This is a genomic window from Protofrankia sp. CiP1_Cm_nod2 (assembly GCF_920664355.1).
GTDB lineage: Bacteria > Actinomycetota > Actinomycetes > Frankiales > Frankiaceae > Protofrankia.
In genome coordinates this window covers 1-5634 of the sequence record NZ_CAKKTL010000295.1, presented here as the reverse complement: position 1 = coordinate 5634, position 5634 = coordinate 1, and the positions used below count along the sequence as shown (strand labels likewise).

The 5634-nt window shown below is 73.5% G+C and carries 2 protein-coding genes; both read right to left on the bottom strand.

What is annotated here, in order from left to right; translation table 11 throughout:
• Positions 1-4236: type I polyketide synthase (locus NBW84_RS21970; protein WP_250287026.1), on the bottom strand; the 4236-nt coding region annotated here is incomplete at its 3' end.
• 146 nt (positions 4237-4382) lie between these two features.
• Positions 4383-4985, bottom strand: a complete 603-nt coding sequence (locus NBW84_RS21965) for an EF-hand domain-containing protein (RefSeq protein ID WP_250287025.1) — start codon at positions 4983-4985, stop codon at positions 4383-4385.
• Positions 4986-5634 lie beyond the last annotated feature (649 nt).

Sequence of the window (5634 nt, the reverse complement as noted above, 5' to 3'; positions counted from 1 at the left end):
GAGCAGCAGCAGCCGGCGCGCCCCCCGGGCAGCCAGCCAGCGGGCGACGCGCCGGCCGAGCGCGCCGGTACCACCGGTGATCAGGTAGGTGCCGTCCGGGCGGCAGCGCGGCCCGCCCGCGGCGGTGCCGGCGGCGGGCACCAGCCGGGTGGCCTCGGCCCGGCCGTCGGCGATCGCGATGACGTCCTCGTCCCGGCGCTGCCCGAGCAGGCCGGCCAGGACGGCGATGTCCGCGGCGGACGGATCCGCGGGCAGGTCCACCAGGCCGCCCCAGCGGTCGGGGTACTCGCCGGCCGCGATACGGCCCAGCCCCCACAGCGCGGTCTGTGCCAGCCCGGTGGCGTCCTCGGCCGCCCGTGCGCCGTGGGTGACGCACCAGATCCTGGCCGTCGGGTGCTCCCGCAGCACCGTGCGCAGCCGGCCCGCCAGCCGTACCACCGCGTCGGCCGGCTCCTCACCGGCCTGCGGCCAGGCGGTGAACACGACCGCGTCGGCTGTGCCCGGCCCGGTGACCAGCCTGATCGCGCCCGGGCCGCCGGCCTGGCCCAGCAGGCCCGGCCCAGCGGGCCCACCCCGCCCGGCCAGCAGCGCGGCAAGCCCGGGGTCGTAACTGAGCGTTGCTACCCGAGTGATGGACGCGGGGCCCGCTGCCGGTTCCAGCGGCTGCCAGGCGACCTCGTGGAGCAGGTGCGCGGCGGTCCGTGGTGGTCCCTCGGGGGTGCCGAAGCGCAGCGCCCGGATCACGGCGACAGGGCGGCCGGCCCGGTCGCTGACGTCGACGTCTACGGTGTCCCTGTCGCCGTCCCTGTCGTCGCCGCTGTCGTCGCCGCTGGTCCCGCCGTCGGTTCCGGTGCCGCGTACCCGCACCGTGAAGGCCACCTCCGCCGGTGGCTCGTCGACGGCCAGCGCCAGCCGCCCGATCCGGGCCGGCATCCGCAGGACGGGCGGGCCGGGGAAGACCACCGACGCCGTGGACAGCACGGCGTCGAGCACCGTCGCCCACGACGTCCTACCGTCTGGCGGCCCGTCACCGGCGGTTACCACAGCGAACAGGGTGGCGGACGGAGTGGCGGATGAGGCGGCGGACGGGCCGTCGTGGCGGCGCAGCCGCGTCACCCGCCATGGCAGGCCCATCGAGGTCACGCCGAGCGCGGCCAGCCGGTCGGTGACGAACCCCGGATCCACGTGGGTGCCGGCCGACGGCGCGGGGGCGGCCGTGCGCACCGGGCGGTCGGTGTCGACCGTCGCCACGGTGTGGGTCAGCCACGCGCCGTCCACGCTGGACGACAGCCGCAGCGAGGCGTCCTGGCAGGTCACCTGGATCTCCCGGGCCGGCGCGGTGGCGACCGGTACCAGCAGCGACACCTCGCGCAGCGCGCGGGTGCCCGCCGCCCGCAGGAAGGTGTTCAGCAGCACCGCCGCCGGCACGATCTCGCTGCCCGCCACCGGGTGGTCGCCCGGGTAGGGCCGGCTGCCGTGGTCCAGGTGGGTTCGCCACACCCTGGTCGGGACGGGCCCGTGCACGGTGAACGGGCTGGTGCCCAGCAGCGTGTGGCTCGCCGGGTCGTGGCCGGCGCCGGTTCCGCCCGTCGCGGCCGGGGAGTGCTCGGCCCAGTGCCGCTCGTGCTGCCACGCGTAGGTTGGCAGGTCCACCAGGTCCACCAGGTCACCGTCGGTGTGCAGCATCGACCAGTCGACCGGGGCGCCACGGCGGTACAGGGCGGCCAGGTTCTCCAGCAGGCAGCGCCGCGCCGGCCGGTCGCGGCGCAACGAGTACGCGACGACCGCCGACGGCGAGCAGTCCGCGATGGACTGGGCCACGACCGGATGGGTGGAGATCTCCAGGAAGGCCCGGTGGCCGTCGTCCACCGCGGCGGCCACCGCGGTGGCGAACCGGACCGGCGCGCGCAGGTTGGTGACCCAGTAGCCGGCGTCCCGGGCCGCCGGGCTTCTCGGGTCGCCCAGCGCCGTGCTGTACAGCGGGACCGCCGGCGGGTCGACCCGCAGATCGGCGGCGGCCCGGGCCAGTTGCGCGCACAGCGGTTCCATCTGGGCGCTGTGGAAGGCCACGTCGGAGTTGACCCGGCGGACGGTCAGCCCCTGCCCGGCCCAGCGCTCGATCGCCCGGGTGAGGGCCGCCGGCATCCCGGAGACGACGGTGGTTCCCGGCCCGGCCTCGATCGCGGCGCTGACCCGCGGGTCGTCCGCCAGCGCGCGCTCGGCCTCGGCGAAGGGCAGCGGCACCATCGCCATCGCGCCCCGGCCCGCCACCCGGCGCAGCAGCCGGGCGCGGCGGCAGGCCAGCTGGGCGCCGTCGTCCGCGTCCAGCACCCCGGCGACGACCGCGGCGGTGATCTCGCCGACCGAATGCCCGATCACCGCCGCCGGGCGCAGGCCGTACGACCGCCACAGCGCGCTCAGCCCGAGCTGCACGGCGAAGATCGACGCCTGTACCAGGTCCACACCCAGCGGCTCGTCACAGGTGAGGATCTCCCGCGGGGAACGGCCGAGCTCGTGGCGGTAGACCGCCTCGAGCTTGTCGAGCACCTCGGCGAACCGCGGCTCCTGCGCGAGCAGGTCGCGGCACATCCCCGGCCACTGCGCACCGTGCCCGGAGAACACCCACACCGGGTCGCCGAGATCCGGCTGCGCGCGTACCGGGGTGACGGCGGACAGCCCGTCGAGCAGCTCGGCGCGGTCCTCGGCGATCACCACCGCGCGGTGGGCCAGGTGCGACCGGCGCAGGGCGAGGGTGTGGCCGACGTCGGCCAGCTCCGCCGCGGGATGGGCCAGCAGCCAGTCGCGCAGCCGCCCGGCGTTGGCCGTCACCGCGTCCGCTCCCCGGCCGGATACCGGGTACATCCGGGGGCCGGCCGCCGGCCGCGGCCGGCTGTGACCGCTGTCCTGGCGGCCACGGCTGTCACGTTCCGTTGCCGGCGCCTGTTCGACCACCAGGTGCGCGATGGTGCCGCCGTAGCCGTAGCCGGCCACCCCGGCCCGGCGGGGATGGCCCGGTGACCGGCCTGCCGGCCACGGGGTGGGCGTGTCGACCAGCGCCAGCCCCGAGCCGTGCCACGGGATGCCCGGGTGCGGGCCGGCGACGGCCGGCGTCGGTGGGATGACCGCCCGCTCCACGGCCAGCACGGCCTTGATCAGGCCGGCGGCCCCGGCCGCGGCCTCGAGATGCCCGATGTTCGCCTTCACCGAGCCGACCAGGCAGGGCTGCCCGGACGGGCGGGCGCCTCCGATGACGGCGGCGAGCGCGCCGGCTTCGACCGGGTCGCCCGCCCTGGTGCCGGTCCCGTGCGCCTCGACGTAGCCGACGGTCGCCGGGTCCACCCCGGCGGTCCGGTACGCCTGGCGCAGCAGATGTTCCTGGGCGCTGCCGCTGGGCGCCATGATGCCGTCGGTGCGGCCGTCCTGGCGTACCGCGCCCCCGCGTAGCAGGGCGAGCACCCGGTTGCCGTCGCGCCGCGCCGCCGACAGCCGTTGCAGCACCACGAACCCGCAGCCCTCGCCACGGCCGTAGCCGTCGGCGGCGGCGTCGAAGGGTTTCGACCGGCCGTCCGGCGAGGTCGCGCCGGCCGCGTCGAGCGCGACAGCGAGCCCCGGCCCGGCCATCAGCATGACGCCGCCGGCCAGCGCCAGCGGGACGTCGTCGTGCAGCAGGCTGAGCGCCGCCTGGTGGATCGCGACCAGCGAGGCCGAGCAGGCGGTGTCGATCGCCACGCTCGGCCCGCGCAGGTCCAGGGCGTGCGAGATGCGGTTGGCCGCCGCGCACATCGACGCGCCGATACCGGTCCACGCCTCGATGCCGGGCAGGTCCTCCAGCAGCCGCCGCCCGTAGTCGTCGGAGCCGATCCCGACAAACACCGCGGTGTCCGACCCGGCGAGCGTGCCGGGCGGTATGCCCGCGTGTTCCAGCGCCTCCCAGGCGACTTCCATGGCCAGCCGGTGCTGCGGGTCTATCAGGCGGGCCTCGCGCGGCGGTATCCCGAAGAACTCGGCGTCGAAACCGGCGATATCGGGTATGAACGAGCCGCGGGCCGTGGTGCGGCGCAGCACGGCCGCCGTCCGCGGGTCGCGGGCGTAGTCCTCCCAGCGGTGGTCGGGTATGTCGCCCGCCGCGACCCGGCCGTCCATCAGGAATCGCCACAGCGACGCGGGGGAGTCGATACCGGCGGCGAATCTGCAGCCGATGCCGACGACAGCCACCGGATCCGGCGGTGATTTCATGCTGCGCGTCCCCCGTAATGGTCGTGATATGACGTGGCGCGGGTTTCCTGGCGGCGGCCCGCTGCCGGGAGGCCCGGGATGACCGGCGTGCTGCCGGTGGCCGGAAATGTTCTTCCGGCCACCGGCAGCACGGGAGGGGGAATGATTCAGAGTATTACCTTGCTGCCGTCCCAGACGGTCTCGCCGAAGACGTCGCCGAACAGCCAGTTGCCGGGGGCGTTCGGGTCGGTGCTGGTGTAGAACTCCTGCCACGCGGTGACCAGTTCGGGTACCGACAGCGAGCCGTCCCCGTTGCGGTCGAGTTTCTCGAAGGCGATCCTGCTGTTCGTGGTGGAGGTGCCGAACGCCTTCTGGAAGTTGGCGAACTCACCCACGTCGACGCGGCCGTCGCCGTCCCGGTCGGCGATGTCGAACAGGGCCTGGGCCAGCGGTCTGAAGCCGGCCTCGAACTTGGCGATGTCGGTGGCGAAGGCGCTCTTCAGGCCGGCACGCCACTCCAGCGGGGTGACCTTGCCGTCCTGGTTGGAGTCCAGCTCCTTGGAGACGTGCGCCCAGAAGTTCTCGAACGAGACCAGCAGCGCCTGCGCCTTGGCGGAGCCGAACGGCTCGCCGAGGTAGGCGATGATGCGCGCCGCCAGGGCGAGGGCGTCCGCGGCCTCGAGAACTCCGTTGCCATTCTGGTCGCCATGGCCGAAGCAGATGTCGATTTTGCGGTCGAGGAGCTGTTCCACGTCACTTGGTGCGGGCATGGGAATACCACCTTCGGGACGTTGAGGGAGCGGCGGAAATGCGGTTTCAGCGTGAGTCGCCCACGGCGGGTACGAGTGGTCGTGTCCAAGTCGATTCCCCCGTGGATCAACGCTGTGCCGTCAGCCTAACTATGGCTCCATGCCTTGACAAGCGTTCTCCCACGGGCGGAACGGCGCAGGCCCTCCGACTGGGTCACGGCACGTAAATCATCATTACTGTCAGTAGTAATGACTGTTGTGACGTCGATTGTCAAAGGCCCGGCTGAGCTGGGCTTTTATTTGTTCTTGATGTCGCCTGCGCAAAACCGGGAGTCCCCGCCGGATGCTCTCCGTAGTTTTTTGAAAAATATGTCCGGATGGATTTTGGGTGATACTGGTGGATGAAATCTTGATTTTGTTGTTTCTTGATTGTCAAGTTGTTCGATAAATGTCTGTTTATTGAGCGGGCAGCTGTTACGTGCGGGCTTTCCGGGCCGAAGTTTTCCGGGTGGGTGGCCCGGGGCTGGCCGGGCGGGACGCTCCGGCCGGGTGGATCGACGCGCGGGCACCCGCGCGGGCACCGCCGCGGGCGGCACGGCCCCGCGGAGCGCCCCACGGGCCGTCCGCACCCGCCCACATCAGCCGCCCGGACCACCCGGAACCCGTCGGC

What these genes read in the sequence shown, in the direction of transcription:
- NBW84_RS21965 (WP_250287025.1), bottom strand. Translation starts at nt 4,985, where the DNA reads ATGCCCGCACCAAGTGACGTGGAACAGCTCCTCGACCGCAAAATCGAC.